22 protein-coding genes are annotated in these 24,562 nt (G+C 43.7%); 14 read left to right on the top strand and 8 right to left on the bottom strand.

What is annotated here, in order from left to right:
- Positions 1-42: 42 nt before the first annotated feature.
- Complete coding sequence (locus tag AC0T5Z_RS11930; protein WP_004974627.1) at positions 43-249, bottom strand: hypothetical protein; 207 nt, start codon at positions 247-249, stop codon at positions 43-45.
- Between the two features lie 317 nt (positions 250-566).
- Entirely contained in the window at positions 567-1,511 is a 945-nt protein-coding gene (gene hemF / locus AC0T5Z_RS11925) for an oxygen-dependent coproporphyrinogen oxidase (protein ID WP_179997387.1), read from the bottom strand.
- 231 nt (positions 1,512-1,742) lie between these two features.
- Here hemF and hemN point away from each other — a divergent pair, with 231 nt between their 5' ends.
- The gene (hemN, locus tag AC0T5Z_RS11920; RefSeq protein ID WP_435337174.1) at positions 1,743-3,116 is read left to right on the top strand and encodes an oxygen-independent coproporphyrinogen III oxidase; all 1,374 of its coding nucleotides are present in this window, start codon (positions 1,743-1,745) and stop codon (positions 3,114-3,116) included.
- 44 nt (positions 3,117-3,160) lie between these two features.
- Here the strand turns inward: hemN and ribA are convergent, their stop codons facing one another.
- Entirely contained in the window at positions 3,161-3,763 is a 603-nt protein-coding gene (ribA, locus tag AC0T5Z_RS11915; RefSeq protein WP_435337175.1) for a GTP cyclohydrolase II, read from the bottom strand.
- Positions 3,764-4,071: 308 nt separating this feature from the next.
- On the opposite strand from ribA, the gene dxs reads away from it, so the two are divergent.
- From dxs to AC0T5Z_RS11875, 8 genes are all read left to right on the top strand, one after another.
- Positions 4,072-5,982, top strand: a complete 1,911-nt coding sequence (gene dxs, locus AC0T5Z_RS11910; RefSeq protein WP_435337176.1) for a 1-deoxy-D-xylulose-5-phosphate synthase — start codon at positions 4,072-4,074, stop codon at positions 5,980-5,982.
- A gap of 103 nt (positions 5,983-6,085) precedes the next feature.
- Positions 6,086-6,916, top strand: coding sequence for an inositol monophosphatase family protein (locus AC0T5Z_RS11905; RefSeq protein ID WP_168419187.1), 831 nt, complete (start codon positions 6,086-6,088; stop codon positions 6,914-6,916).
- A 486-nt stretch (positions 6,917-7,402) separates the two neighbouring features.
- Positions 7,403-9,253 carry a DEAD/DEAH box helicase gene (locus tag AC0T5Z_RS11900; RefSeq protein ID WP_435337177.1) on the top strand — a complete coding sequence of 617 codons (1,851 nt, stop codon included), beginning with the start codon at positions 7,403-7,405 and terminating at the stop codon, positions 9,251-9,253.
- Positions 9,254-9,641: 388 nt separating this feature from the next.
- Positions 9,642-10,460 carry an ABC transporter ATP-binding protein gene (locus tag AC0T5Z_RS11895; RefSeq protein ID WP_435337178.1) on the top strand — a complete coding sequence of 273 codons (819 nt, stop codon included), beginning with the start codon at positions 9,642-9,644 and terminating at the stop codon, positions 10,458-10,460.
- Complete coding sequence (gene mlaE, locus AC0T5Z_RS11890; RefSeq protein ID WP_004974646.1) at positions 10,457-11,236, top strand: lipid asymmetry maintenance ABC transporter permease subunit MlaE; 780 nt, start codon at positions 10,457-10,459, stop codon at positions 11,234-11,236. The genes AC0T5Z_RS11895 and mlaE overlap by 4 nt, the downstream gene beginning before the upstream one ends.
- The gene (gene mlaD / locus AC0T5Z_RS11885; protein ID WP_070153370.1) at positions 11,236-11,913 is read left to right on the top strand and encodes an outer membrane lipid asymmetry maintenance protein MlaD; all 678 of its coding nucleotides are present in this window, start codon (positions 11,236-11,238) and stop codon (positions 11,911-11,913) included. Before mlaE ends, mlaD begins: the two co-directional genes overlap by 1 nt.
- A gap of 15 nt (positions 11,914-11,928) precedes the next feature.
- The gene (locus AC0T5Z_RS11880; RefSeq protein WP_435337179.1) at positions 11,929-12,564 is read left to right on the top strand and encodes an MlaC/ttg2D family ABC transporter substrate-binding protein; all 636 of its coding nucleotides are present in this window, start codon (positions 11,929-11,931) and stop codon (positions 12,562-12,564) included.
- A gap of 12 nt (positions 12,565-12,576) precedes the next feature.
- Complete coding sequence (locus AC0T5Z_RS11875) at positions 12,577-12,864, top strand: STAS domain-containing protein (protein ID WP_278517708.1); 288 nt, start codon at positions 12,577-12,579, stop codon at positions 12,862-12,864.
- A 124-nt stretch (positions 12,865-12,988) separates the two neighbouring features.
- Here AC0T5Z_RS11875 and AC0T5Z_RS11870 read toward each other — a convergent pair whose 3' ends face one another.
- Entirely contained in the window at positions 12,989-14,002 is a 1,014-nt protein-coding gene (locus AC0T5Z_RS11870; RefSeq protein ID WP_435337180.1) for a magnesium and cobalt transport protein CorA, read from the bottom strand.
- A gap of 153 nt (positions 14,003-14,155) precedes the next feature.
- Between AC0T5Z_RS11870 and AC0T5Z_RS11865 the strand changes: the two genes are divergently transcribed.
- Complete coding sequence (locus AC0T5Z_RS11865) at positions 14,156-14,758, top strand: LOG family protein (RefSeq protein ID WP_315278985.1); 603 nt, start codon at positions 14,156-14,158, stop codon at positions 14,756-14,758.
- 1 nt (position 14,759) lies between these two features.
- Complete coding sequence (locus AC0T5Z_RS11860) at positions 14,760-15,170, top strand: NUDIX hydrolase (RefSeq protein ID WP_435337181.1); 411 nt, start codon at positions 14,760-14,762, stop codon at positions 15,168-15,170.
- 74 nt (positions 15,171-15,244) lie between these two features.
- Here the strand turns inward: AC0T5Z_RS11860 and AC0T5Z_RS11855 are convergent, their stop codons facing one another.
- Together AC0T5Z_RS11855 and recG are read right to left on the bottom strand one after the other, a co-directional pair.
- Positions 15,245-15,880: a ComF family protein gene (locus AC0T5Z_RS11855; RefSeq protein WP_435337182.1), complete on the bottom strand. Its 636-nt coding sequence runs from the start codon at positions 15,878-15,880 to the stop codon at positions 15,245-15,247.
- Positions 15,881-15,897: 17 nt separating this feature from the next.
- Positions 15,898-17,943 carry an ATP-dependent DNA helicase RecG gene (recG, locus tag AC0T5Z_RS11850; protein WP_435337183.1) on the bottom strand — a complete coding sequence of 682 codons (2,046 nt, stop codon included), beginning with the start codon at positions 17,941-17,943 and terminating at the stop codon, positions 15,898-15,900.
- Positions 17,944-17,979: 36 nt separating this feature from the next.
- Here recG and AC0T5Z_RS11845 point away from each other — a divergent pair, with 36 nt between their 5' ends.
- Positions 17,980-18,801, top strand: coding sequence for an NAD-dependent epimerase/dehydratase family protein (locus tag AC0T5Z_RS11845; RefSeq protein WP_435337184.1), 822 nt, complete (start codon positions 17,980-17,982; stop codon positions 18,799-18,801).
- Between the two features lie 53 nt (positions 18,802-18,854).
- Here the strand turns inward: AC0T5Z_RS11845 and plsB are convergent, their stop codons facing one another.
- Complete coding sequence (gene plsB, locus AC0T5Z_RS11840; protein ID WP_435337185.1) at positions 18,855-21,419, bottom strand: glycerol-3-phosphate 1-O-acyltransferase PlsB; 2,565 nt, start codon at positions 21,417-21,419, stop codon at positions 18,855-18,857.
- Positions 21,420-21,722: 303 nt separating this feature from the next.
- On the opposite strand from plsB, the gene AC0T5Z_RS11835 reads away from it, so the two are divergent.
- The gene (locus AC0T5Z_RS11835; RefSeq protein WP_435337186.1) at positions 21,723-22,595 is read left to right on the top strand and encodes an acyl-CoA thioesterase; all 873 of its coding nucleotides are present in this window, start codon (positions 21,723-21,725) and stop codon (positions 22,593-22,595) included.
- 165 nt (positions 22,596-22,760) lie between these two features.
- Complete coding sequence (locus AC0T5Z_RS11830) at positions 22,761-24,002, top strand: dicarboxylate/amino acid:cation symporter (RefSeq protein WP_435337187.1); 1,242 nt, start codon at positions 22,761-22,763, stop codon at positions 24,000-24,002.
- Between the two features lie 53 nt (positions 24,003-24,055).
- On the opposite strand, the gene AC0T5Z_RS11825 is transcribed toward AC0T5Z_RS11830, so the two are convergent.
- Positions 24,056-24,469, bottom strand: coding sequence for a VOC family protein (locus AC0T5Z_RS11825; RefSeq protein ID WP_435337188.1), 414 nt, complete (start codon positions 24,467-24,469; stop codon positions 24,056-24,058).
- Positions 24,470-24,562: the final 93 nt, after the last annotated feature.

Below are 24,562 nucleotides of genomic sequence, written 5' to 3'. Positions count from 1 at the left end.
ACTAAAGCCTATGGCGGTATAAAACGGTAGGAGTCTTTGGACTTAAGGATTACAAATCTCTAAAACGGTTTCTAATACCAAAATAGTGGCAATCACGAACATGGCAATGCCCGCTAAAATGCTGCTACTAATGGCTAAGCCATCTGAAAGATGACTTTCAAAAATAAAGGTCATGCAAATTGAGCCAAGTAACATGGCAAAGGTTGCCCAAAATAAAAAGATTTTGTGTTTGAACAGCGGGCTAAACATGCGGATCTCCTGACAGATGTGGCGCAGTGTGACATAAGGCTTTGACAGTTTGATGAATTCGCCTTTGACTCATGGTTTGATGTATGGATAGTTAAATCCTATTTGTGCATGGTCGAATAGGGTGCGTGGTCACATCATCTATTAAAATCCATCCGCACTATCATGACAGTTAATTCATGCTGTGCATATTTATTGATTTGAAAATAAGCAATAAAGTTTGTAAGTAAAAAAGCGATTCGTGGAAGAATCGCTTTTTTGAACCTTGAATGTGATCTTTTTTACACTGCGATGTAGCAAGGTTTCACCAGTCGCGAGCTTTAACTCGTCTTGAGATTTAACCAATCGCGTGGTTTTAAATAATAGTCAGTGAGTTTTTTCTCTGCGGAATCTTCTGCCCATTCAGGACGGTACGACCATCCCGCCAAGTTCGGTAAGCTGACTAAAATGGACTCAATCCGTCCACCTGTCTGCAAGCCAAATAAAGTGCCACGGTCATAGACCAGATTGTATTCCACATAACGTCCACGACGGTAAAGCTGGAACTCACGTTGTGCTTCGGTATAGGCTTTGTCACGATTACGCTCAAAAATAGGCAGAATTGCAGCCAAATAACCGTTACCCACCGCCTGAATATAGTTGAAACAGGTGTCAAAGTCCCATTGATTCAGGTCATCAAAAAATAAGCCACCCACGCCACGCTGTTCATCTCGGTGTTTTAAATAAAAATAGTCATCACACCATTGTTTATGTTCTGCATAGACTTGATCGCCAAAAGGCGCACATAAGTCATGTGCTGTTTGGTGCCATGCCAACACATCTTCATCATTCGGATAAAATGGTGTGAGGTCAAAACCACCACCAAACCACCAAATTGGCGGTTGTCCTTCAGGTTCAGCGACAAATAAACGCACATTGGCGTGCGAGGTGGGTACATGCGGGTTTTTCGGGTGAATTACCAATGATACACCCATCGCTTGCGCAGGTACGCCTGCAATATTGGGATGACGCTCAGTTGCAGAAGCAGGCAGTTTGGAAATATTGATATGCGAAAACATCACCCCGCCTTTTTCAATGACTGTACCGTTTTGTAAGACACGGGAACGACCACCGCCACCTTCAGGACGTTGCCAGTCATCAATTTCAAACTGTGCGCTTCCGCCACCTGCCTGTTCTTGTTGTTCTAAAGCCGCACAAATTCGCGCCTGCAAATCGAGAAGAAATTCACGTACACGTTGAATATCCGCGTGAGTAGGATGCGACATGGCCACCTCAGCATAAAAATAAAATGGCTTACATCAAAACATAAAACTGTCTAAAAATTAAGGGGTTTATCCAGTTTGCTGCAAATAGCTCAGGCAGTTGAACAAGGTAATGTGTATTTCAGCGTGTATTCCGAGCAAAACACTTGGTTGATTTCCCTGCACAAGCTCAGCACAATAGTTTTTACAATCTAAGTTTTAGTCAGCAGCGATTAACTGAATGGGGCAGAGTGGATGACACAGCAGGCAAATTCTTTAATTCAAAAATACAATGTGCCTGGACCACGTTATACCAGTTATCCAACCGTACCTTATTGGGATGATGCCACCTTTTCAGCCGAGGCATGGCAGCAAACCCTGAAGCGTTCTTTTGATGAATCCAATGCCAGTGAAGGCATCAGTTTGTATATTCATCTGCCATTTTGCGAAAGCCTATGCACATTTTGTGGTTGTCATAAACGTGTTACCAAACGCCATGAAGTTGAACAGCCATACATTCAGGCGTTATTAAAAGAGTGGGACTTATATTGTCAGTTGCTGGAAACCACACCTTTTATTAAAGAAATTCATTTGGGTGGCGGCACACCAACTTTCTTTTCTGTCGAACATTTGACGCAGCTCATTCAAGGCATTCTGGCAAAAGCCAAAGTGGCAGAACAGCACGAATTTAGTTTTGAAGGTCATCCCAATAACACCACCCGTGAACATTTACAGGCTTTATATGACTTGGGTTTTCGTCGGGTTAGTTATGGCGTGCAGGATTATAATCAAAAAGTGCAGCGTGCCATTCATCGGATTCAGCCTTTTGAGCATGTGCAACGTGTGACCGAGTGGGCGCGTGAAATTGGTTATGTTTCTATTTCACATGATCTGGTTTTTGGTTTGCCCTTTCAAAATCTGGAAGATGTACTGAATACCATTGAGCAGACCCAGCGTTTAATGCCAGACCGTTTGGCGTTTTACAGTTATGCGCATGTACCTTGGATTAAAGGCAATGGCCAACGAGGTTTTAAAGACGAAGATGTACCGAAAGATGAATTAAAACGGCAGTGCTATGAAGAGGGTAAAAATCGGCTCCTGGCACATGGTTACCATGAAATTGGCATGGACCACTTTGCTTTAGCCAGTGATGGCATGTACCAGTCGTTTAAAAATGGTACCCTGCATCGTAATTTTATGGGGTATACCGCGTCTAAAACACAGCTCATGATTGGCTTGGGCGTTTCATCTATTAGCGATAGTTGGTATAGCTTTGCGCAAAATGAAAAAAGCATTGAAGATTATTATGCACGTTTAGCCTGCAATGAAATTCCTGTGTTTAAAGGGCATGTGCTGAATCGGGAAGATTTAGTGATACGTCAGCATATTTTAAATTTAATGTGCGGCTTCGAAACGTCGTGGGCCAGTCCAGAATTGGCATTTCCTGAAATTGAGCAAGTGCTGCAACAGTTACAAGAAATGCAGGAAGATGAATTGCTGCGCATTCAAGATCAACACATTCAAATTTTGGAAAAAGGTAAACCTTTTGTGCGCAATATTTGCATGGCCTTTGATTTGCGTTTAAAACGCCGCATGCCGAATAACCGTATTTTTTCGATGACAATTTAAGCAAATTGCATTGAAATTGTTCAATTCATAAATTAAAAGGTGACTCAAAAGTCACCTTTATCATACATGTGCGCCATGCGTTCATGTTTGGTTTGCAAATACTCTTCATTAAACGGATTTAGACCCACAGTTAACGGTACACGCTCTACTACTGTAATTCCTTGCTCCTGCAATGCTTGAATTTTCAAAGGGTTATTGGTAATTAATCGCACGGCTTTAACCTGCAAATGATCCAACATAATGCTGCACATATCATAGCGACGTGCATCGGCAGGTAAATTCAGCATCAAATTGGCATCCACCGTGTCATGTCCTTGATCTTGCAGGGCATAAGCACGAATTTTATTGGTCAAACCAATTCCGCGACCTTCTTGGCGTAAATATAAAATCACCCCTTGTCCTGCGTCATTAATCAGGCGCTGAGTGGCTTGAAGCTGTGGGCCACAGTCGCATTTTAAAGACGCGAAAGCATCGCCAGTTAAACATTCTGAGTGAATTCGCACCAGAACAGGCTCGGTTGGCGCAGTGTCCAAACCTTTGGATAATGCCACGTGTTCTTCGCCAGTTTCAGGATCTTGGAATACCGTAATGTTGAATTCACCAAATGCGGTCGGTAATCGTGAGGTTGCGACAAACTTAATCGGCACTGTTTAACTCGTAAAATAGTCGATAAATTGTTTAAAGTATAGCGTAATGCTCACACATTAGTAGAATAGCGAACATGAATTTATACAGAAGATTTTCTTTTTTGTATAAAGCACACGATAATGGTTGATAAATAGTTAGATTATTCAGGATAATCTACCCACCCAACGTGTGCCCAACTGAAATCATTGCTCAAAACTACACCGCTAGAAATGTGGCTGATTGAAGGTAATACCATTCGGTTATATGATCGAGTAATTCCCATTGACCTCGCTTAGGATTTGCCAGGCTTTAGAAGGCTTTGCCACATATGCTGTATACAGAAATTCCAACTCAACGCCCTGTAACACCATTGCTCGATGCGATTGACCATCCGCAGCAATTACGTTTACTCGCGCAAAGCCAGCTTCCACAAGTGGCGGATGAGTTACGTCAATTCATTTTGTATGCCGCAGGTCAAAGTGGAGGACACTTTGGCGCAAACTTAGGCGTGATCGAACTGACCGTTGCACTGCATTATTGCTTTAATACCCCACACGACCGCTTAATTTGGGATGTCGGCCATCAGGCTTATCCGCATAAAGCCCTGACAGGGCGCCGCGAGCAGCTTACCACCATTCGTGCCAAAGATGGCTTGGCTGCATTTCCTGCACGCGAAGAATCTATATTCGATACCTTTGGTGTTGGTCATTCCTCAACGGCTATTTCTGCAGGCTTGGGGATGGCTTTGGCACGACGTTATCAGCAAAACCCATGTGAAGTTGTTGCCATTATTGGCGATGGCGCCATGACAGCAGGGATGGCTTTTGAAGCCATGAATGATGCCGTTGCGCATCAAGCCGACATGATGGTGGTGCTGAATGACAATGATATGTCTATTTCATGCAGCACAGGCGGCTTTGCCAAACACCTTGCAGCGATTTGGGAACGTGGTGAATCCGTTCATGTGAGTGAAACAGGTGAAGCCTACGTGCAGCCACATCCGAAGTGGACGTACAACTCACGTTTACATTGCGCTGCTACCGAAGCTGCAGACAACTTATTTAAAGCGATTGGTTTTGATTATTTCGGCCCTTTTGATGGGCATGACGTTGAACAATTGGCGCAAGTATTTAATGCCCTGAAAAAACGTAAAGGCCCACGTTTAATTCACGTTTATACCAAAAAAGGCAAAGGCTTTGCTCCTGCAGAAGCCGATCAAATTAAATATCACGCGATTACTAAAATCCATGCCAAAACTGCGCCTGTTGCAGCACCAAAATATTCCGATGTGTTTGGACAGTGGTTATGCGATCAGGCCGAACAGGATTCACGTTTATTGGCCATTACGCCAGCCATGTGTGAAGGTTCGGGTATGGTGCAGTTTGCCAAACAATTTCCTGAACGTTTTTTTGATGTTGCCATTGCCGAACAGCATGCAGTGACTTTGGCCGCAGGCATGGCCTGTGAAGGCTTAAAGCCTGTGGTCGCAATTTATTCGACCTTCTTACAGCGTGGTTATGATCAACTCATTCATGATGTGGCCTTACAAAATTTAGATGTAACTTTTGGTATTGACCGTGCAGGTTTGGTCGGTGAAGACGGTCCAACCCATGCGGGGGCATACGATTATGCCTATATGCGTACCGTACCAAATATCGTCATTATGGCGCCAAAAGACGAAAATGAATGTCGTCAGATGCTGCATACAGCCTATTTGTACAACGGTCCTGCAGTGGTGCGTTACCCACGTGGTAATGGCTTAGGTGTTGAAATTCAACAACAAATGACCGCAATACCATTAGGGCAAGCGGAAATTGTGGCACAGTTCAATACGCAGTATGAAGACTATGTTTCTGTTTTAGCCTTTGGTAGTCGTGTACAAGCGGCTGTAGAAGCAGCAGAAGCCTTTGCTCAGCAGCATGAGGTGGCAGTACGTGTGGTGAACATGCGTTTTGTGAAGCCGTTGGATGAAAAACTGCTGTCTGATATTGCTGAAAGTACCGCTTTATTCGTGACCGTAGAAGAACATGCGATTATGGGTGGTGCAGGCAGCGCAGTAAGTGAATACTTGGCCAAAGCACAGATTGTCAAACCGATCATTCATTTAGGTTTAGAAGATAGCTTTATGCAACAAGCGACGCATGCTCAAATGTTGCAGCAAGCAGGTCTAGATGCCCAAGGCATTGAAAAATCGATGCAAAAAACTTGGCAGCACGTGCAGCAGTCTGTACTGAATTAAATTTAGCAACACTTCTTCCCCAAAAGCCTCAATATTTGTTAAAATGTTGGAGCTTTCATGCATTATTCTTTATCAATCTCTTCAAATTTGTAGTGGGTGTTCAATGGAACCTATGGTGGTGATGGCTGCGCGTGCGGCTCAAACAGTTGGTCAAGAGCTTTTAAAAGCACATCAGAATCGTCATAAACTCGATCTACAAGTCGAAGAAAAAGGGATTGATGGTCCTGTAACGCGTGTAGACCGTTACCTTGAGCAATTGACCATTGATACTTTGCGTAAAAGTTATAAAAATCACAGCTTCCTGGGTGAAGAGTTTGGCATGCAGGAAGGCAAAGGCCATGATGCCGACTGGTGCTGGGTAATTGATCCTTTAGATGGCACTTTAAACTTTGTTCACGGTTTCCCTCATTTCTGTATTTCTATTGCGGTACAACACAAAGGTGTAACGCAGCACGGTGTAATTTACGACCCTGTAAAAGATGAATTGTTCTCTGCGAGCCGTGGCCGTGGTGCGATGATGAATCAGCGTCGTATTCGTGTAAATGTAAAAGACAGCCTAGAAAACACCTTCTTAGCCGTTGGGCATGCTTATCGTGCCAAGCGTGATGGTGAAATCATCTCTTATGCCAAAAACCATTTTGAAAGTTTATTGAATGTAACCGAAGCTGGCGCACAATACCGCCGTGCAGGTTCTGCTGCTTTAGACTTGGCTTATGTGGCTGCAGGCCGTTTAGATGGTTATTTTGAACTTGGCTTAAAACCGTGGGATATTGCTGCTGGTGAGCTGATTGTGAAAGAAGCAGGTGGTACGGTGGTCGATGCACGTGGTGGCAGCGACTCTATGGAAAATGGTCAAGTTTTGGCATGTTCAATGAAAATGTTAAAACCACTTATGAAAGCCGTTGTTCCTGCTTGGGGTGAAGCAGCAAAATAATCAGCTGATTGCATTTATACATCAACAAGACATTTAGCAAAGCTCTCAATCCTGAGGGCTTTTCTTTTACCTAGCGGTTCTTGGTGCTGGTTTTCAATCTGTTGTTATCGTCTTTATACTGACTATAAAAGGCAGAATCTATCACGGTTTACACAAAAAACTGCAAAAGTCGATTAAATAAGGTGACTTTTAAAATAATCCTGCTATAATCTGGGCACGCACTTAATTTCTGTTCATTACCTGAACATTTCTCTTCTAATCATTGTGTATGCGCGTGCGGTCCAAAGAGAGGACGATATCTCGCGCCCCAATCGCTAAAGCGATTCCTTCAGGTTAAGCCGTAATCATGCGTGCGTTATATCACATCGTCGTTACTCGGATCGCCGCTGAATCTTAAATTGTCAGCGATAATTGCTGTACCGCTTTTTGCCGATGTCCATCTGACTTTATTTTAATGGAGCACCCATTTTTAGGGTGAAAATCTCTATGAGCAAAACTTTTGCTGATTTTTCTTTACACGAATCTTTACAACAAGCTTTAGAAGGCTTGAACTTTACTACGCCGACTCCTGTTCAAGAACAATCGATTCCAGCGGCACTTGAAGGTAAAGACTTATTGGTGTCTAGCCAAACAGGTTCTGGTAAAACTGCTGCATTCTTACTCCCAACTTTAAACGCGCTTGCTAATCAAGATACTTTCGTTCCTTTTAAAGACCGTATGAAAGCCATTACTCAGCCATCTATTTTGGTACTTTGCCCAACACGTGAGTTGGCGCAACAAGTCAGCCAAGATGCGATTGCATTTGTACGTCACATGAAAGGTGTACGTATTGCAGCAATCATGGGTGGTATGCCTTTTGGTAAGCAAATCCAACAATTAAAAGGTGCACAAGTAGTTGTAGCGACTCCAGGTCGTTTACTTGACTTGGTGAACCGTCGTCAAATTAAGCTCGATAAAGTTGATGCTCTAATTGTAGACGAAGCTGACCGTATGCTTGACTTAGGTTTCTCTGAAGACCTAGAAGCCATTAGTGACTTGGCTGCTAACCGTAAACAAACACTAATGTTCTCTGCTACTTTTGCAAGCCGTATTATCACACTTGCAGAACGTATGATGAATGAACCTGTGCGTATTGCAATTGAAACAGGTCATTCAACCAACATGGACATCACCCAGACTTTACACTGGACAGATGGCTTTGAGCACAAGAAAAAATTATTGTCACACTGGTTATCTGATGAAGGTGTAGATCAAGCGGTTGTATTCGCATCGACTCAAGAAGATACCGACATGCTGGCTGAAGAATTGGCTGAAGCAGGTCACTCGGTGGTTGCGCTACACGGTGCAATGCCACAGACCGTACGTAACCGTCGTTTACGTAGCATTCGTGAAGGTCGTGCAAAAATTTTGGTTGCAACTGACGTAGCAGCACGTGGTTTAGACGTACCAACGATTTCTCACGTGATCAACTTTGGTTTACCAATGAAAAATGAAGACTATGTACACCGTATTGGTCGTACAGGTCGTGCGGGTCGTACCGGTAATGCGATTACTTTGGCAACTTACCGTGAGCGTGGCAAAATCCGTGCGTTGGAAGATTTCTTGGATGCACGTTTAAGCGTTTCTGAAATTGAAGGCTTAGAGCCATCTCCACCACCAGCACGTTCTGGCCGTGACGGTGGTCGTGGTCGTCGTGATGGCGGTCGCGGTGGTCGTGGCGGTTTTGGTGGCGGTCGTCGTTTTGAAGGCGAAAGCAACTTTAAACGTCGTGAAGGTGGTGATGATCGTCCACGTCGTAGCTTCGATGACAAACCACGTGGTGAACGCCCTGCATTTGGTGAAGATCGCCCACGTCGTGAGTTCAACTCAGATCGTCCACGCCGTGAAGGTGGTTTTGGTGACCGTCCACAACGTTCATTTGAAGACCGTCCACGCCGTGAATTTAATTCAGACCGTCCACGCCGTGAAGGTGGTTTCGGTGACCGTCCACAACGTTCATTTGAAGATCGTCCGCGTCGTGAATTTAATTCAGACCGTCCACGTCGCGAAGGTGGTTTCAACGATAAACCACGCTTTGATGCGACTGATGACAACCGTGGCAACCGCGTAGACTATAAACCACGTCGCGAAGGTGGTTTCGGTGACCGTCCAAAACGTGATTTTGGTGATCGTCCTGCACGTCGTGAAGGTGGTTTTGGTGACCGTCAACCACGTTCTTTTGATGATCGTCCTAAGCGTTCATTTGGTGGTGAAGATCGTCCACGTCGCGAGTTCAATTCAGATCGTCCACGCCGTGAAGGTGGTTTTGATCGTCCACGTCGTAAATTTAACGACTAAGACCGCGATAGCAATTTGTATAAAAAAAACCAGTGCTCAGCACTGGTTTTTTTTATGTTAAATGTTTTGGCTTTGGATAATTAAAATGTATAATCAGTCATGTTTTTAACTCTATTTGCTAATTATGAACATCAAAAGCTTACGATTGCTTATGCAGACGAGAGAGGAAATGATGCCGTATATTGGTTTAGCACTCATCTTATGTAATTTAATGTATTATATTATGTCTTCTTACTTTTAAACTGTTGCTGTCCAAAAAGTGACTTAAATAACAATAATAAGACTGCTTGAACAATACGTGCACAGTTTTGAAAAAATTGCTAGATAACATTTTGTACTTCAATCCTTTATAGTATGCGTGCTGAAAAATGCAGGAAAACCCTCCGCTATGAATAATTCTATGCCTCAACATGAGCCATCTTTGATTGAAGTCAATGAATTGAGCTTTAAAAGAGGAAAACGTGTCATTTATGAAAATGTCAGTTTAAAGATTCGCCGTGGTCAAATTACTGCCATTATGGGACCTTCAGGTACAGGTAAGACTACATTATTACGGTTAATTGGTGGTCAGTTGACTCCCGATCATGGTGATATTCTTCTAGATGGAAAAAATCTTGCGCAAATGTCGCGCCAGGAGTTGTTTGCTGCGCGCGCACGTATGGGCATGTTATTCCAAAGCGGTGCGCTATTTACCGATATGAGCGTATATGAAAACGTTGCGTTCCCATTGCGTGCACATACCCAGTTGCCTGAACATTTAATTGCAGAGCTGGTGGCTTTAAAACTCGAAGCAGTCGGTTTGCGTGGTACAGAACAACTCATGCCTGCAGAACTCTCAGGCGGGATGAACCGTCGCGTGGCATTGGCACGTGCAATTGCGTTAGACCCTGAATTGATCATGTACGATGAACCGTTTGCAGGGCAAGACCCGATTGTAAAAGGTGTGTTGACCCGATTAATCCGTTCGTTGCGTGAAGCGTTGGATTTAACCACCATCATCGTCTCGCATGATGTTGCTGAAACTTTATCAATTGCTGATTACATTTATATTGTCGCTGAAGGCGTGATTCAGGGCGAAGGTACACCTGCAGAATTAAAACAGCATGAATCGGCATTTGTGCGTCAGTTCTTAACAGGTGCTGCCGAAGGGCCAGTCGATTATCAATTTAGCCATCGGGCTTATTTAAATGATGAGGTGCGTACATGAATGCTATTGCCGCATTAGGTCAACGCGTCATTGAGCGTGTTCGTGGCATTGGTGTCGCCACCCAAATGTTGTTGCAAATTCTATTTTCCATGCCAACCCTACTTGGGGTGAAGTTGTTCCTGTACCAAATGTACCGTGTTGGCGTGATGTCATTATTGATTATTGCGGTCTCGGGTTTATTCATTGGTTTGGTTTTAGGCTTACAAGGTTATTCCATTTTGGTCAATATTGGCTCAGAAGCCATGCTTGGCACCATGGTGTCTTTAACCTTGTTACGTGAACTTGCCCCTGTGGTTGCAGCATTGTTATTTGCAGGACGTGCAGGCTCTGCCTTAACCGCTGAAATTGGCCTGATGAAAGCTACAGAACAATTGGCCAGTATGGAAATGATTGGGGTAGACCCACTCAAGCGTATTGTATCGCCACGTTTATGGGCGGGAATTGTCAGCCTGCCGATGCTGTCCATTATTTTTGCTGCGATTGGCATTATGGGCGGCAAAATGGTTGGAGTCGATTTTCTGGGTGTAGATGAAGGTTCTTTCTGGGGCGGCATGCAAAGCAGCGTCCAGTTCTATAAAGATATTTTCAACGGTACCATTATTAAAAGTTTTGTTTTTGCATTAATTTGTACTTGGATTGCAGTATATCAAGGCTATGCCTGTGTCCCAACATCGGAAGGCATTGCGACATCGACCACACGAACCGTGGTGTATTCTTCATTATGTGTTTTAGGTTTTGATTTTGTGTTGACTGCGGTCATGTTCGGAGGTGTTTAATGAAATCACGTACAAGTGAGCTGGCCGTAGGTGTATTTGTCATTTTGACAGGCATTGCATTATTTTTCTTGGCCATGAAAGTCAGTGGATTGGTGGGTACCAATTTGCGCGACAGTTATAATATGACTGCAACATTTGACAACGTGAATGGTTTAAAACCACGCGCTAAAGTCACCATGAGCGGTGTCACCATTGGGCGTGTTCATGATATTAGCTTAGATCCTGTATCACGTTTGGCGACAGTTGAATTTGAACTCGATGGCAAGTTGACCAGTTTTAATCCTGAACAACTGAAAACAGTGCAAAATTATGCACTTGAAGAGTTGCGCTACAGTGCAGAATACCAAGACGCAAGTCCTGAGCAACAAAAAGAAATGGAACAACAACTGTTAGGCAACATGAAATCCATCACAAGTATTGATGAAGATGCTTATATAATGGTAGCAACCAATGGTCTATTGGGTGAGAAATATCTCAAAGTGGTTCCAGGTGGTGGTTTGAATTTTGTGAAGCGTGGTGAAAGTATTGCCAACACGCAAGGCACCATGGATCTAGAAGATTTAATCAGTAAGTTTATTACTGGCGGTGCAGCGAAAACATCCGGCGCAGCGTCAGACGCAGATAAAGATATAGCGACAGCTGAAACAACAGATGCAGAAGTGTCATTTGTTGAGTAATGAAGGAGATTGTCCGTGAAAACACTTTTAAAGCAAACTCTGGCGGTAAGTGTGCTTTCGACCATGTTGGCAGGAACTGTATTTGCTGCACCTGCAGAAGCGCCACCAGCTTTTGTAAAAAGAGTTGCCGATAACTTGATTGCTCGTTTAAAAGCAGATCATGCGAAATTGCAGAACAATCCCGCATTGGTAAAAACCATTGTGCGTCAGAACCTTGATCCGTATGTAGATGCGCAGGCATTTACCCGTATTGTAATGGGTACTTATGCAACCAACCAATACAGTTCAGCAGCTCAGCGTGCGCAATTTGAGAAAAACTTCCGTGAAACCTTAATTGAGAACTATGGCTCAGCATTTGCGAAATTTAGTAACCAAAGCTACACCATGCGTCCTTATAAGGCGACCAACAGCAAGAACCCTGTAGTAACCATTGACTTTGTTCACAATGGTGAAAAAATTCCTGTGTCATTCCAGTTGGCAGATAAAGGTAACCAATGGAAAATCCGTAACATCAATGTGTCTGGTATTGATTTAGGTTTGCAATTCCGTAACCAGTTTGCGGCAAACGTGAAGCGTAATGGTGGCAATATTGATAAAGCCATTGCAACCTTTAAGCCAGATGCAGAAGCGGCGGTTGAAAAGAAAAAATAGGTTAGGTGTGGCGTGATTGAATTATCAAATCAGGAATTATGCGTTTCTGGAAAAATAGATTTCAGTAATGCAGAGCAATATTACCAAAAAGGTCTGCAGTTGATTCGTCAGCAGCAGTTGCCTTTGGTGGTCAATTTGGCGCAGCTGCAACATGGGAGCACTTTAGCTTTGGCTGTTTTGGTGCAATGGTTGCGTCAGACGCCTGAAGCCAAAGGCTTACAGTTTAAAGCGGTTCCTGAAAAAATGATGAAGATCATTCAAGCCTGTCATTTGCAAGATGATTTACAACTGATCGCCTAAAACTGAAAAACCACTAAAAAGCACCTTTTTGTAAGGTGCTTTTTTATTTTCGCTAAGTTTTTTGCTGTATTCAAGTGAGGTGGGATTGCAAATCTCTCCTAAAGCAGCGGGCCTATAAAAGGCATCAAATCCATTTTTTCCATCTAAAATAAATTAATGGGCCAATAAAGAAGCCAATTAAAATAATGCTGACCACAATAAAACTGGTGGACCCTTTGGCAAAAGGCAACACGTCGGTGTTCATGCCATAAACACTGGCAACCAGCATAGGTGGCGCCAACATACTCGGTAAAATCGAGAATCGACGAATGGTGTCGTTCTGTTCGGTGTTAATGAAGCCCGAAGTGGTATCGAGTAAGAAACGTACTTTCTGGAATAAGAAGGCATCGTGTTCGACCAGTGAGCGTACATCTTCACTGAGTTCTCTAATGTCGGCATCGTAAATATGACTGCCCAACGCGCGCGGACGTGCCAAAAAGGTCAGGACACGACGTAAGTCAATCAAACACAGTTGTGCTTTTCCAAGCATGTCTTCTAATTGTGCCAGTCGGGTAATCATGTCATCGAGGTCTAAAATTTGCTCACGATGACGGTTATTCAGAACTTCTGTGGAATACTTTTCTAAGTCCTTGTGGATATCTTCTAAGATATCCGCAAGTTCGTCTAGTTTGGCTTCAAGCAAGCCTAAAAGTACCCAAGTCGGGTCTTTATAATCAATTTCGTAGTCGTTACGTCGTGCACGTGCCCGAAATGCCCGAAATGCCACTAATTTTTCACCACGTAGGGTAAACAGGCGTTCTTTATGTAAAATAAAGGCAACGGTTTGTACGGTGGCTAAAATACTGGAATTATCTTCAGTTTCGCCATCGACTTGATAGTTTTTATTTTTCGTTAAAAAATAGGTACTAATGTGTAAAATACCGTCATCGTCGCGGTAAAATCGCGCCGAAGACGAAATGTCTTCTAATGACTTTAATGTGGGTAAATTTTGTGAGTATGCGTCTAGTACCCATTGCTGTTCTTCTTGCGAAGGGGCAATGAGGTCAATCCAGACCAGATCTGGATGCAAATCAAAACCACCGTTAATGGTGGCATCTTCCAGACTACCGCGCTCTGTGGCATAAAAGGCTTCAAGCATTCGTCTTTTCTCCTTGCGCAGTATGGGTTTATGGATGGGTGTATTTTAGACAAGGATATTACTAAATACACTGCTCAGAATGCTATTTTATTTAAAAATCTCCCTGAAGTTTAATTTTATGGCATGACAGCCAGATAACATGGTGAAAAAATGATGTCGTCAATTGCTATTTTCTGTGGTTCTGCCCCAGGAAAAGATTCAGTTTTTGTTGAAAATGCACGAAAAGTGGGGGAAACACTGGCTGCACAAGGCAAAACTTTAATTTATGGCGGTGGGCGCTCAGGCTTAATGGGTGTGGTGGCAGATAGTACTTTGGCAGCAGGCGGCCGTGCAATTGGCGTTATGCCTGAAAGTTTGGCAAAGTATGAATTGGCGCACCCGCATTTGACTGAATTATACATTGTTGAAAACATGCACGCCCGAAAAATAAAAATGTCAGAATTGGCCGAGGGCTTTATTGCTTTGCCAGGTGGTTCGGGAACGTTAGAAGAAATTTTTGAGCAATGGACGTGGGCACAATTAGGCATTCACTCGAAACCCTGTGCTTTTTTAAATGTTGATGGCTTTTATGATGATTTGCTGAAGTTTTTAAGACAGACCTCTGAAAAAGGTTTTACTCAGCCACGTTTTTGTGAGGCATTGATTGTATCGAATTGTATTGACAATATTTTGCAGCGATTTGAACAATACCGTGCCCCAGAAATGAAATGGGAAGTGCCTGAGCTAGAGTGGGTGCAGCAGGAGTTGGCGAAATAGAATGGTTGAGATCAATAATATCATTACTGTTGCAGCCGCAATTATTTTAAATGCCAAACAGCAGTTATTGGTGGTGCGTAAACAGCACACTGCGTGTTTTATGCAGGTCGGTGGCAAGTTAGAACCCAATGAAGCACCTGAAGCGACCATGTTGCGAGAAATTGCAGAAGAAATTGGCTGTCAGGCGCAAATTCAACAATTTATTGGTCGCTATGAAACGGCAACAGCCAATGAACCTGATTGCCGTTTAGTCAGTTATGTGTATTGGGTGCAGCTAGATCAGACCCCAAAAATTGCCGCTGAAATTGCTGAGATGAAGTGGGTGGATTTGGATGATCAAGATACTTTGTTGGCACCACTGACCCGTGAAGTGGTGATGCCGTGGTTAAGACAATATTTACAACTTGATTAGGCGCTATTGACAATTCGCCTATATTTTAAGTGCAACTTTCTCATACGTTGAGCATGCCTAACCGAATAGTTTTTTTATTCAGCACTGGCGAGACAAACCGCCTCGACTTTTTGACAGCCAAGTTTGAGTAATTGTTGTTTGAGTGCATGAATTGAACTGCCCGTTGTGACCACATCATCCACAATTAAAATTCGACGATAACGGATTTTAGGCGCAGTCTGAATTTGAAATTGCTGTTGGATGTCTTCTAGTCGTTCTAAGCGGCTTAAGCCTTTTTGCGCATGCTGTTGCAAGCGGGTCACAGGTTGCCAAATCGGAACATTTAAATGCCGCGCCAGTCCTTTTGCCAACAATAAAGATTGATTGTAGCCGCGTTCAGTCAAGCGAGCAGAGGAAATTGGCATAGGTACAATGGCTTGAATTTTAGGATAAGACAATTGTTTTAGCGCACCTACCAAAAGCAGTTGGTATTGTAACTGCTGTTCATATTTAAATTGTTGAATGATGCGATTGATTGGATAGTGATAATCAAAGGCGACTTGAATCTGCATTTCTTGTCGTTGTACCGCTTGGCTACGCCATGGTAATTGTTGCCAACAGGCTTGACAGACGGAGTGTTGCCATTGCGTGTCGCTATGGCAGAGCTGACACGGTTGCAATTTGCGCAACCATTGTAGGCCGCGTTGTATTGGGCTGATGGGATGGGTCATGTTACGACTTGGTCCGCTTAAACATAGGCATAACGTGGTGCCTCGGGCAGCCAGCGTTTCAGCAAAGCTTCAGCATGCGCAGGATAGTCTTTTAAAATTTGCTGTGCCACATGATGCGCCTGCGCCAGTAAATGATCATCCCGTTCCAGTTTGGCCACCCGAAAGCCCATATCTCCTGTTTGTTTGGTTCCCAAGAGTTCTCCAGGGCCACGCAGTTCTAAATCTTTTTCTGCAATCATAAAACCATCGTTGGTTTCGCGCATAATTCGCAAGCGTTCTTGTCCATTTTGCGAGAGTGGATTTTTATATAACAAGGCGCAGAAACTGGCTTTGGCACCACGTCCGACTCGTCCACGTAACTGATGTAGCTGTGAAAGCCCTAAACGCTCGGCATTTTCGATCACCATAATTGAAGCATTGGGTACATCGACCCCAACTTCAATGACCGTGGTGGCAATCAGCAACTGAATTTGATTGTCTTTAAATTGCTGCATGACAGCTTGTTTTTCATCTGCTTTCATTTTGCCGTGTACCAACCCAATATTCAGTTCAGGAAAGCGTTCTTTAATTTCAGCAAAAGTCGCTTCGGCAGCTTGTGCATCCAAGGTTTCTGACTGTTCCACCAAGGTACAGACCCAATAGACTTGTTTGCCTTCGACACAATTTCTGGCAATGCGTTGTAAGACTTCTTCACGCCGATCTAGCGGAATGGTCACCGTTTGAATAGGTGTGCGTCCTGGCGGTAGTTCATCAATCACTGAAGTATCCAAATCGCCATAGGCGGACATGGCTAAGGTTCGCGGAATAGGGGTTGCGGTCATCACCAATTGATGCGGTGTGGTGTGATTGGCGCCTTTATTGCGCAATGCTAGACGTTGATCGACCCCAAAACGGTGTTGTTCATCAATAATCACCAAACCTAATTTGGCAAATTGTACATTGTCTTGAAACAGCGCATGTGTACCAACCACCAAATTGGCACTGCCATCCTGAATGCTGAGTTCAGCTGCAGCACGTGCCTTGCCTTTTTGTTTACCAGACAACCACGCCACAGTTAAGTCAAGTGGCTCAAACCATTTTTGAAAGTTCAGATAATGTTGTTCTGCCAAAATTTCAGTCGGTGCCATCAGCGCAACTTGCCAACCTTCTTCTAGGGCATGACACGCCGCGACTGCAGCGACCAGCGTTTTACCTGCACCGACATCGCCTTGTACCAAGCGCAGCATCGGTTTATTACGCTGTAAATCCTGCATGATTTCTTGCGATACGCGTTGCTGTGCGCCTGTCATTTGAAATGGCATGCTATTGAGTAAAGCAGGTGCTAGTTTTTGACTAGAGGCAAATGCAGGTGATGCAATTTGCTGAATATAGGCGCGGCGGGTCAGTAAGCTGACTTGATGTGCCACCAATTCTTCAAAAATTAGGCGTTGCTGTGCAGGGTGTGAGCCTTGCGCCAATTGCAGCATATTGGCATCGGTGGGCGGATGATGAATATATTCGAGCGCCTGTTTGAGTGCATAACCATTGGTCATTTTTTCAGGCAGCAGCTCGGGTAAATCATCACTATGCTGTGCCAAAGCTTGTTTGACGTATTCGCGCAATTTGGCTTGGGTCAGCCCATCAGTACTTGGGTAAATTGCGGTCAGTTGGGTTTTAGGCAGTGGGGTATGTGCGGTAATCAGTTGCAGTTCGGGATGGTACATTTCCAGACCACGTGCACCCACCCGCACTTCACCAAATACTCTTAAACGATTGCCGAGTTTGGCACGATCTGTAATGCCTTTATAAATATGATAAAAACGTAAGGTGATTTTGCCAAATTCATCTTCTAAATTGACCGCCATCGACTTGCGTTTACCGGGTGGAAAATCCACACCTTTGACTACACCTTCGAGTAAATAGCTGCGTCCCACGTTTAATTGGTTCATGGGGATGATCGTGCTACGATCTTCATAGTCACGCGGTAGATGAAACAACAAATCATCTGTAGTGAAAATATTTAGTTTTTCGAGTAATGCAGCAGAGGCAGAGCCTACCCCTTGCAACTGATGGACTGCAGCCATGTCCCCTCAACTTCAAATGCTATGATTAGGTGCTGAATGCATATTCTATTTATTGGTTATGGTAAAACATCACAGCGTGTTGCAAAACAATTATTTACGCTCGGCCATCAAATTACCACAATTAGCCGCAGTCCGAAAACAGATCCTGATATGACGCATATTGTTCAGGAGGTTCATCAGCTCGATTTATCACAGATTCAACCTGTTGATGCCGCTTATGTATTACTTGCACCATCTCTGAATACCGCTTTAAGTTCTGTAGAAGCCTATCAACAGACTTATGTAGATTCTGTGCTGCCGATAGTTGCTGCTTTAAAAGATCATCCTGTAAAACGAATTATTGTGGTGTCATCTACACGGGTGTATGGTGAAAACGCAGGTGAATGTATTGATGATGAGACTGTGCCTAAGCCGAATGATGCACAAGGGCAGTTGTTGTTGCAGATGGAACATTTGTGGCAACAGGCTTACCCTGAACAATGTGTGATTGTGCGCCCTTCAGGTATTTATGGCACATCGGCTGCACGCATGCTCAAACTTGCGGAAAGCACGCAAAGTTACCCAAATATACATTGGTCAAATCGAATTCATATTGATGATTTGGCGGGATTTTTGGCACATTTACTTCACGTGGAACATTCTGAAAAATCATATATCTGCACTAATAATCAACCACAATCTTTGCATGAAATCCTTTTAAAACTTCAGCGTGCATGTGCTTTAGCTGAGTTGGTGTTGGAAAGTGAGCAGGAAACGGGGAAAAGGATTTTTGCTACGCGGATGGAAAAAACTGGATTTCAGTTAGAACATGTAGATTGCTTTGAGGACTATGCAAAGTTTCTCGCTGAAATAGAATAATAAAAAATCCTTCTCTTGCGCCATATAGGGTGCAATAGAAGGAACTTTAAAAACTACTTCTTTTTACGTTTTAAACGTTTTTTCGCTTGTTGTGCAGCAAGTGCGTCTAAGGCCTCACGCAACTCTTCATCGCTAAAGGTGGTGATGTGTTGCAGCATCTGCAAAGTCACATCATCCAACACCAAATTGGCATATTGTGCGACGTTTTTAAAGTTGTCATCAAACACAATCGCATTGTCACTGTTGGTGCTGATATAACCTTGCTGGGTCAATACTTTAATAAAGCTCTGGAACAAGGCTTTATCAAAGAATTCAGGTGAATTGAATTCATACAGCACTGACAAACGCTGACCGACCAAATGGCTCAATTCTTCGACCTGACGTGCCGAAATATTGCCTGAACCACGTTGTGTGATTAAAGCCAAGGTCATGTAATAACGTTCTAAACTCTGCATTACAGGTGCAGCTAAGACCACCAACTGGTTATGATCTTCACTGTTTGGTGCAGGAGAAATTAAATTGCCTTCAGCATCTTCAGAAATCAAGTTGGCCTGAATTAAAGCTTCTACATAAGCACAAATCTGTTCTTTGAGTTCCTGATCTTGCCATTTTAAGAATAGCTCAGCTTTTAGGAACGGATATAAGGTGCGAATGACATTGATGAGATCGCCGCGACGAATCGAACCGTTGTGTTTCACTAACGCGGCAATTAAAGATGGTAAGACAAAGGCATGCAAAATATTGTTGCGGAAGTAGGTGAGTAACACCGCCTGATTGTCTTCAATCGCGATAATATCGCCCAGAACGTGTTGCACGCGTTTAATCAGTTTGAGTTTTAAGCCGTAGGCAATAATTTCTTTGCCTGACAATGGCGTGACTTGAGTGCGCTCATCATAAGGCAGGGCAGTGAGCAGATTACGGTAAGTGTCTAACTGCTTCACACAAATTTCTTCATCCAAGGTATGTTTTGGTGTTGCCAGTAAAATCAGCGATAACAAGGATACTGGGTTAATCACTGCAGCACGGTTAATGTTTTCCAAAATCGCATGCGCTGAAGTGTTCACTGCATCTGACACTTGTGGCGGAATTGGATCATCATTTTTTTCAATGCTGATATGTTCTGCATCGTGTTGTTTTAGCACATCATCTAAAAATACAGGTTCGCCAAAGTTGACATGCACCTTGCCAAAAATCCGTTCAATCTTGCGCATGGTTTTTAAAATGCCCATTAGCGATTCAGATTCTTTTGGCTTGCCTTGCATTTCGCCCACATAGGTTGAGCCTTCCATCAGGCGTTCATAACCAATATAGGTTGGTACAAAAGCAATCGGTTTAGCACGACCACGTAAGTGACTATGAATGGTCATGGCCAACATGCCTGTTTTAGGTGGCAACAAACGGCCTGTGCGTGAACGTCCACCTTCAATAAAGTATTCGAGCGGCGTATTGCGTGACAAAATACTAAACAAATATTCTTTAAAGACAGTGGTATATAAACCATTGCCACGGAAGGTACGACGAATAAAGAACGCACCGCCTCCACGAAGCAATTGCCCGACAAATGGCATGTTGAGGTTGTCGCCCGCAGCAATGTACGGCACCATCATGCCGCGTTTGTAAATCACATAAGACAGCAATAAATAGTCGATATGACTACGGTGACATGGGGTATAGATAATTTCATAATCTTTGGCCAGTTCGCGCACGGTGCTGAAATTATGCACTTCTACGCCATCGTATAATTGTGTCCATAAGCGGGTCAGTGCCATATCGGCAAAACGTACTGCTGCATGCGAGTAGTCCGACACAATTTCGTTCAGATAACCAATCGCACGACGCTCAGCTTCAATCACGCTAATTTTACTGCGTAGACTTTCACGACGGATGGCATCTTGCACATCGGGAGACTTGATCAGGCTGAGCATGACATTGCGACGGTCAGACAAGTCTGGACCAAGTACGACTTCACGCTGCCCATCTAAATAATTATTTAGGGTGTTGACAATAAAGGTCGCAGGCGACAGGTTTGGATGCTCAGTTTTGGCATGTTCAATTAAAGCACGTAATGATTGCGGTTCGTGAAATTCCAAATAAGACTGACGACCATGTACCCCAATATTCATCAACTGCTTGATTGTACCAGGCGTTGCCCAAGTATCGGTAAACAGCAGTTTAAACCACGAATCTTCTTTGTCGGGAGAGCGTCCCCACAACACGGTTACAGGCACCAACTCAATATCAATTTCTGGGTGCTGTTCTAATTGTTCAATTAAACGAAGCAAGCGTGGCGGAAAAGCATAAGGTGGTGGATTGAGTAGGTTGTTCTCATCGTGATGCTGTAAAAACAGAATCGAGGCTTTTTCCTTATGTGAGCCGATCACTAAAGGATCAAGTGCAGGCGTGAGTTTTAAGCGACGTGTTTCGCCATCGACCACCAAAGCATTGCTGCGTGAGTGATTTTGCAATACATAGCAGGTTATCTTGGTGCGAGTGGCATCTAAGTCTGCATTTTGCGCATCCTTAACAGGGACTTCACCCAAAACATGCGGTGTCACCACAAGGTCAAGCAGCTTACCAGAAAGCTGACGATACATTTGACCAAAACCACGCTTGGACATATTCACTCCTACTTCATCACCTAAGTCCCTAGCCAGTAGGGAATTTATTTTGCGTCATTGTATCTAATAATGGCGCTGCATTTTTAGATAATTTGCATGAATATTGTTAGATTTTATCGTTAAAAATCGTGTTTTTAGCAAAATTGATCGGCTAAGTTGTGACACAGTGGTCAGTCTTTGATGGATAAAAGACGCCGAATGTATGGCAAAATAGCAGGCTTGAAAGAGTCATTTTATTTTGACGATTTATTTTTCATCGACATCGATTCTGCATCCCAAATTTCCGCCATACATAGGTTAGTTATGAACGCACTCACACAAGAGCTGGTTGAACTTCTTTGTCTAGAAAAGTTAGAAGAAAATATCTATCGAGGCATTAGCCGCAACTTGGTAGGCAAGCGCGTCTTTGGTGGGCAGGTTTTAGGACAGGCTTTGCGTGCTGCTTCTTATACTACAGATCGTCCTGCGCACTCCTTACATGCTTATTTCTTGTTTGGTGGAGATGTCAACGCACCTATTATTTATGAGGTTGACCGCTTACGAGATGGTAAAAGTTTTTCTAGCCGTCAGGTGCGTGCCATTCAGCATGGACGTACTATTTTTACGGCAATGGTGTCCTTTGCACCGTTAGAAGAAGGTTTGAATTATCAAATTTCAGAGCCTAACTATCCTGCAGCGGAAGCCTTAAAAAACGAAGCGGAACTCAAACAGCATATTGTCGAGTTTGTGCCTGAAAACGTGCGTGCCAGTTTTATGCGTGATCGCTTGGTTGAGATTCGTCCGATTAATCCGAGTAATCCGTTTTTGCCACAGCCTGAAGCCCCTGCTTACGCACACTACATTCGCACTCATGACACCATTTCGCCAGAGGTGGATGAAGTGTCTTTGCATCAGGCGATTGCTGCATTTTATTCAGACTTCACTTTAATGACCACAGCACTTCGCCCGCATGGTTTGAGTTATTTATCGCCAAGTTTACAATGTGCCAGTATTGACCATACCATGTATTTCCATAAACCCTTCCGTGTGGATGACTGGATGCTGTACGACATGGAAGCCACCATTAGCACCAGTTCGCGTGGTTTGAACTTTGGTCGCATGTGGCAAAATGGTGAATTGGTGTGTAGCACCAGTCAGGAAGGACTGATTCGTTTACGTGAAATTGAAACACAATAGAATTCCGCCTTTGATAATCTAGAATCATCAGCCGACATTCGAGTCGGCTTTTTTATTCTTGAAGTCTGATCTGAATCTTGTCAAAGTGCGCCAGAAAAATAATACTCGATTCAATTTCAGCCACATGTCATAGTTCACACATCACATTAAAAAACTCAATTGCGTATGAGCCTCAATACACAAATTTTAATTGCCGCAATTTTGGGCGTGGTGTTTGGTTTTGTTCTGAATCTATTTCCAGACAGCACATTTTTTAGCGCCAGTTTGTATGGCGTTGGTTTGATGAGCAGTATTTTTATTGGTTTATTAAAAATGTTACTCATACCGCTGATTTTCAGCTCAATTGTGGTCGGCGTGTCGAACTTACAGGCTGTGGGACAATTGAGTCGGGTCTGGAAAATTACGTTGGCATGCAGTGTCACCACCACGACGTTGGCTTTAATTTTAGGTTTGGCATGTGCCCATTTATTTGCAGTCGGTAAAGGCGTAGATATTTTAATGTTTCAAGATGCTATGGCGCAGCATCAAACCCCAGACACGCTAACGCCGTCTTCGTTTTTTACCAATTTTATTCAAAACACCTTAATTAATCCGTTTAAAGCTTTTGCCGAGGGCAATGTTTTGGCGGTGGTGATTTTTGCTTTATTGGTAGGTGTGGCATTGGTTAAAGGCGGGGAGCGCTTTAAAACTGTGCGTAAACTCAGTCAGCAATTTTTTGAAATCATGATGTTGATGATTGGCTGGGTAATGAAATTAGCGCCTTTGGGGATTTTTGCCTTATTGGCGAAGTTGGTCGCAACCGAAGATATTTCAGTCCTGAGTCGTTTGGCAGAATTTGCTGCGGTGGTCACAGGCACTACAATTTTTCATGGTGCGGTAGTCTTACCTTTGCTGCTGTGGATATTTGGCAAAATGGATCCGATCACCTTTTTTAAAGGTACACGCGCGGCGCTGATTACTGCTTTTGCCACCAGTTCTAGTTCTGCGACTATGCCACTTTCGATGAAATGTGCGCAAGAAAATTTAGGTGTGCGTCCGCAAACTGCAGGGTTTGTGATTCCGTTGGGTACGCAACTGAATATGGATGGTACAGCATTGTATGAAGCCGCAGCGGCTTTGTTTGTTGCCAATTTAATGGGGCTGGATTTAAGTTTAGGACAGCAGTTAATTGTCTGTGCCACAGCCATGATTGCCTCTTTGGGCGCGCCTGGTATTCCAAGTGCGGGTATGGTGACGATGATTATGGTGTTGCAATCGGTGGGCTTGCCTGCAGAAGCCATTGCGATTTTATTGCCAATCGACCGTTTGTTGGATACCGTGCGTACCGTGGTAAATGTGCAGGGTGATATGATGATCAGTGTGGTGGTCGATCGGCATACCCGTGAAGACCCTGCATTAAGCTCTTAAATATTGTGCTTCAAGCAATATTTTCACTTCAGGGCGTATTTTTAGTGAAAGGTTTATTCCCAGCAAGGGCTATAAACGACTTCCCAAATGTGGCCATCTAAGTCCTGAAAATAACCTGCATAGCCACCGTAAAAGGTGCTCTGTGCAGGTTTTAAAATTTTTGCACCTGCATTTTGCGCTTGTTTCAATACCTGATCTACTTCAAGCGGGCTATGTACGTTATGGCCCAAAGTGATTTGTGCTGTGGCTTGTTCGGCAGGGGCGAAGCCAATGTCCTGTTGCAAACTGTGTTTAGACCATAATGCCAGTTTTAGACCCGCTTGCAGTTCAAAAAATACCACAGCACCTTGTTCAAATTCCTGACCGATAATACCTTCAGTGGCAAGCCCTAGACCGTCACGGTAGAACTCAAGTGCACGTTGTAAATCTTCTACCGCAAGGGTAATGACTGAAAGATGTGCCCGCATGTTTGATCTCCTTATCTGCTGTAATTGTTATTACTTTGACAGTAGGGTATTTCTTTATGCGTTGTAAAGTGCAACTTTGGTGGTGTAAGAAAT

It is taken from the genome of Acinetobacter pengchengensis (assembly GCF_982235305.1).
The sequence above is the reverse complement of the archived record's forward strand: the minus strand, read 5'-3'. Positions and strand labels throughout refer to the sequence as shown.

Bases quoted from the DNA above. Each gene is read 5' to 3' on its own strand.
- AC0T5Z_RS11930 (WP_004974627.1), bottom strand. From the start codon at position 249: ATGTTTAGCCCGCTGTTCAAACACAAAATCTTTTTATTTTGGGCAACC.
- hemF (WP_179997387.1), bottom strand. From the start codon at position 1,511: ATGTCGCATCCTACTCACGCGGATATTCAACGTGTACGTGAATTTCTT.
- hemN (WP_435337174.1), top strand. From the start codon at position 1,743: ATGACACAGCAGGCAAATTCTTTAATTCAAAAATACAATGTGCCTGGA.
- dxs (WP_435337176.1), top strand. From the start codon at position 4,072: ATGCTGTATACAGAAATTCCAACTCAACGCCCTGTAACACCATTGCTC.
- AC0T5Z_RS11905 (WP_168419187.1), top strand. From the start codon at position 6,086: ATGGAACCTATGGTGGTGATGGCTGCGCGTGCGGCTCAAACAGTTGGT.
- AC0T5Z_RS11900 (WP_435337177.1), top strand. From the start codon at position 7,403: ATGAGCAAAACTTTTGCTGATTTTTCTTTACACGAATCTTTACAACAA.
- AC0T5Z_RS11895 (WP_435337178.1), top strand. From the start codon at position 9,642: ATGAATAATTCTATGCCTCAACATGAGCCATCTTTGATTGAAGTCAAT.
- mlaE (WP_004974646.1), top strand. From the start codon at position 10,457: ATGAATGCTATTGCCGCATTAGGTCAACGCGTCATTGAGCGTGTTCGT.
- mlaD (WP_070153370.1), top strand. From the start codon at position 11,236: ATGAAATCACGTACAAGTGAGCTGGCCGTAGGTGTATTTGTCATTTTG.
- AC0T5Z_RS11870 (WP_435337180.1), bottom strand. From the start codon at position 14,002: ATGCTTGAAGCCTTTTATGCCACAGAGCGCGGTAGTCTGGAAGATGCC.
- AC0T5Z_RS11865 (WP_315278985.1), top strand. From the start codon at position 14,156: ATGTCGTCAATTGCTATTTTCTGTGGTTCTGCCCCAGGAAAAGATTCA.
- AC0T5Z_RS11860 (WP_435337181.1), top strand. From the start codon at position 14,760: ATGGTTGAGATCAATAATATCATTACTGTTGCAGCCGCAATTATTTTA.
- AC0T5Z_RS11855 (WP_435337182.1), bottom strand. From the start codon at position 15,880: ATGACCCATCCCATCAGCCCAATACAACGCGGCCTACAATGGTTGCGC.
- recG (WP_435337183.1), bottom strand. From the start codon at position 17,943: ATGGCTGCAGTCCATCAGTTGCAAGGGGTAGGCTCTGCCTCTGCTGCA.
- AC0T5Z_RS11845 (WP_435337184.1), top strand. From the start codon at position 17,980: ATGCATATTCTATTTATTGGTTATGGTAAAACATCACAGCGTGTTGCA.
- plsB (WP_435337185.1), bottom strand. From the start codon at position 21,419: ATGTCCAAGCGTGGTTTTGGTCAAATGTATCGTCAGCTTTCTGGTAAG.
- AC0T5Z_RS11835 (WP_435337186.1), top strand. From the start codon at position 21,723: ATGAACGCACTCACACAAGAGCTGGTTGAACTTCTTTGTCTAGAAAAG.
- AC0T5Z_RS11830 (WP_435337187.1), top strand. From the start codon at position 22,761: ATGAGCCTCAATACACAAATTTTAATTGCCGCAATTTTGGGCGTGGTG.
- AC0T5Z_RS11825 (WP_435337188.1), bottom strand. From the start codon at position 24,469: ATGCGGGCACATCTTTCAGTCATTACCCTTGCGGTAGAAGATTTACAA.